4 protein-coding genes are annotated in these 3,228 nt (G+C 68.5%); 1 reads left to right on the forward strand and 3 read right to left on the reverse strand.

What is annotated here, in order from left to right; all coding sequences use genetic code 11:
- Positions 1–247, forward strand: a 247-nt coding sequence (locus G3N99_RS37360) for a 2'-5' RNA ligase family protein (protein ID WP_277396487.1), incomplete at its 5' end; no start/stop codon positions are given.
- Between the two features lie 97 nt (positions 248–344).
- Here the strand turns inward: G3N99_RS37360 and G3N99_RS37365 are convergent.
- From G3N99_RS37365 to G3N99_RS37375, 3 genes are all read right to left on the reverse strand, one after another.
- Positions 345–1,661, reverse strand: a complete 1,317-nt coding sequence (locus tag G3N99_RS37365; protein ID WP_206124874.1) for a D-amino acid dehydrogenase — start codon at positions 1,659–1,661, stop codon at positions 345–347.
- A 25-nt stretch (positions 1,662–1,686) separates the two neighbouring features.
- The gene (locus G3N99_RS37370) at positions 1,687–2,949 is read right to left on the reverse strand and encodes an MFS transporter (protein WP_174939809.1); all 1,263 of its coding nucleotides are present in this window, start codon (positions 2,947–2,949) and stop codon (positions 1,687–1,689) included.
- A 51-nt stretch (positions 2,950–3,000) separates the two neighbouring features.
- A partial coding sequence (locus G3N99_RS37375) for a hypothetical protein (protein WP_206124875.1) occupies positions 3,001–3,228 on the reverse strand: 228 nt, incomplete at its 5' end.

A 3,228-nucleotide genomic window follows, 5' to 3' on the forward strand; every position in this document is an offset into this window, starting at 1 on the left:
CCGCGAGCTCGGCGTACCGGCTGACCGGCGGCCGTTTCGCCCGCACGTGACGCTCGCGCGGCTGCCGCACGATGCGGTCGGGCAGCCGGCGCACGGCGGTGCGGTGAAGCGGCCGGTCGCGCTGCGGTTCGATGCGCTTACGTTGTTCGAAAGCCGGTTGTCGCACGAGGGCGTATCGCATCGGCCGATCGTGTCGGCGCCGATTGCGCGGGCGGATGGTGATGCGGATGGTGCGGCGGCGTCGTGAGCGGCTTGCGAGCTGCGTTGCGATTGCCGCGCGTCATTTATGTATCGCGTCAGCGCATCGCTTCGACGATATCGTCCGGCCACCGGGCCTACCGGGCCTACCGGGCGTAGCGCGCGAGCGTCAACCCCGACAGATCGATCTCCGGTTCTCGCCCCGTGACGAGATCCGCCACCACCTTCCCCGATCCCATCGACATCGCCCAGCCCGTCGAGCCGTGGCCGACGTTGAGCCAAAGCCCGTCGATCCCGCTTGCGCCTAGCAGCGGCGGCCCGTCGGGCGTCATCGGCCGTCGGCCGACCCAGAAGCGCGTCGATGTGCGATCGGCCGCGTGCGGGAACCAGTCGTCGAGCACTTTCATCAGCGTATCGAGCGCCTGCTGTCGTAGCACTGCGTGCCGGTTGCCGAGTTCCGCGGTACCCGCGACGCGCAACGTCGGGCCGAAACGCGTGATCGCCGTCTTCAGCGATTCGTCCATCAGCGCGGCGCGCGGTGATTTTTCGTCGTCGACGACGGCGAGCGTCGCCGAATAGCCCTTCACCGGATACAGCGGCACGTCGATGCCGTGCGGTCGCAGCAGGCCGGTGCTGTCGACGCCGAGCGCGACGACGATCGCGTCGGCGGCGAGCCGCGCGTCGCGGTGCTGGCCGCCGGGGTTCGATGCGAGCGGATTCGGTCCGCCATCCTCGTCGCCGTTATCGACGATCCGCACACCGCGCACCTGGCCGGCTTCAACGTCGAGCGCCTGCACTTCCGTGCGAAAGCGGAACGTCACGCCGTTGGCTTCGCACAGCGCTCGCAGTTCGCGCGTGAAGCGTGCGCAGTCGCCGGCTTCGTCGTCGGGCAGGTAGATGCCGCCGACGGGCGCCTGCCGCGCCCAGCGCAAGCCCGGCTCGATCGCCGTGCAGCCGGCCGCGTCGAGCTCGCGAAACGCGATGCCGGCGTCGCGCAGCACCTTCAGCGCGGGCTGCGCCATCTCGATGTCGAACGCGCTGCGCAGCAGTTGCAGGTAGCCGCGGCTCGCGCCGTAGTCGAACGGATGACGGTCGCGAAACGCGTGCAGGCACGCGCGGCTGTAGTACGCGATGCGCTGCATCCGCTGCTTGTTCACGCGGAACCGCTCGAATTCGCATTCGCGCAGCCAGCGCGCGATCCAGCGCCACTGCGCGGCGTCGAGCGTCGGCCGGAAGATCAACGGCGAAGCGGGCTTGAACAGGTACTTGAGGATCTTGCCGGGCATCCCGGGCGCGGCCCACGGCGTCACGTAGCCGGGCGCGATCACGCCCGCGTTGCCGAGGCTCGTCGCCTGCGCGACATCGGCCTCGCGTTCGATCACGGTGACGTCGCAGCCTGCTTCGCGCAGGTGCCAGGCGGTGGTGACGCCGATCACGCCGGCGCCGAGAACGATCACGTGCATGCGGTTTCCGGAACGAAGCGGTGGCTCACGGCGCGACGGCCGGATCGTCGACGAGCGACTTGCCGCGCGTTTCCGGCAGCACGAGCGCGGCGACGATCACGAGCAGGTAGCCGCCGCCGGCGACGAGGCCGATCGCCTTCACGAGCGACATCGACTGCGACAGCGAGCCGACGAGGATCGGGAAGAACGAGCCGAGCCCGCGCCCGAGGTTGTAGCAGAAGCCCTGTCCCGAGCCGCGGATCGCGCCCGGATACAGCTCCGACAGGTACGCGCCGACGCCCGCGAAGATCCCCTGCACGACGATGCCGAGCGGGAAGCCGAGCAGCAGCATCGCGGTATCGGTGATCGGCAGCATCGTGTACGCCATGCCGAGCGAGAACGAGCCGATCGCGAACAGGATGAACGACGCGCGGCGGCCGAGCCGGTCGGACAGGATCGCGCCGACCACGTAGCCGATGAACGAGCCGACGATCAGCACGACGAGATAGCCGCTCGTGTTGAACACCGACAGGTGGCGGACGGTTTTCAGGTAGGTGGGCAGCCACGTCGTGATCGCGTAGTAGCCGCCGAGCATCCCGGTGCACAGCGCGCTGCCGAACAGCGTCGCGCGCAGGTGCGGCGGCGAGAAGATCTCGAGGAAGTGGCCCGACACGCGGCCTTCGTCGCGCGCGCGGCGGGTGGCCGTGTAGACGTCGGGATCGCTGACGTTGCGGCGGATATACAGGATCCACAGCGCGGGCACGATGCCGATCCAGAAGCACGCGCGCCACGCGAGCTGCTCGGGCAGCAGCGCGAAGAACGCCCAGTAGAGGATCGCGGCCGCGCCCCAGCCGAACGACCAACTGCTCTGCACGGTGCCGACCGCTTTCCCGCGATGCTCGGGCGAGCGGATCGTCTCGGCCATCATGATCGTCACGACCGACCATTCGCCGCCGAAGCCGAAGCCCTGCAGCGTGCGCGTCGCGAGCAGTTGCCAGAACGAATGGGTGAAGCCGGACAGGAAGGTGAACAGCGCGAACGTCGCGATCGTCCACTGCAGCACGCGCACGCGGCCGTAGCGGTCGGCGAGGATGCCGGCGACCCAGCCGCCGAGCGCCGACGAGATCAGCGAGCTCGTCGCGATCATCCCGGCCTCGCTTTTCGTCATGCCCCAGGTGGCGATCAGCGTCGGAATCAGGAACGAATAGATCATGAAGTCGAACGCATCGACCGCGTAGCCGCCGAAGCCGGCGTACAGCGTCCTGCGCTCGCGCGTCGACAGTTCGTTGAACCACTGGAATGCCTGCATGCTTGCCGCCCCCTCTTTTGTCTCGTCTCGCGCTGCCGTCTGGCGGCTATTTTACGGTCGGGATGCGGGGTGCCAAAAAGGTGAGTGCGGGTGCGACGCGGCGCGATGAATGGCGAGGGTGGTGGGCGTTCGTTCGGGGAAGGCGTGATGGCCGATATGGCGTTCCGAATGGCCCGTGCGCGTGCGGTCTTCGTGCTTGCGTGGCGGCGACGGGTCGGGCCGGGTCGAATGCTTCATGACAAGGCTCCCTGCGAACGACGATGACGCGATCATTTCCGC

The organism is Burkholderia sp. Ac-20392, assembly GCF_017104585.1.
Classification (GTDB): domain Bacteria; phylum Pseudomonadota; class Gammaproteobacteria; order Burkholderiales; family Burkholderiaceae; genus Burkholderia; species Burkholderia lata.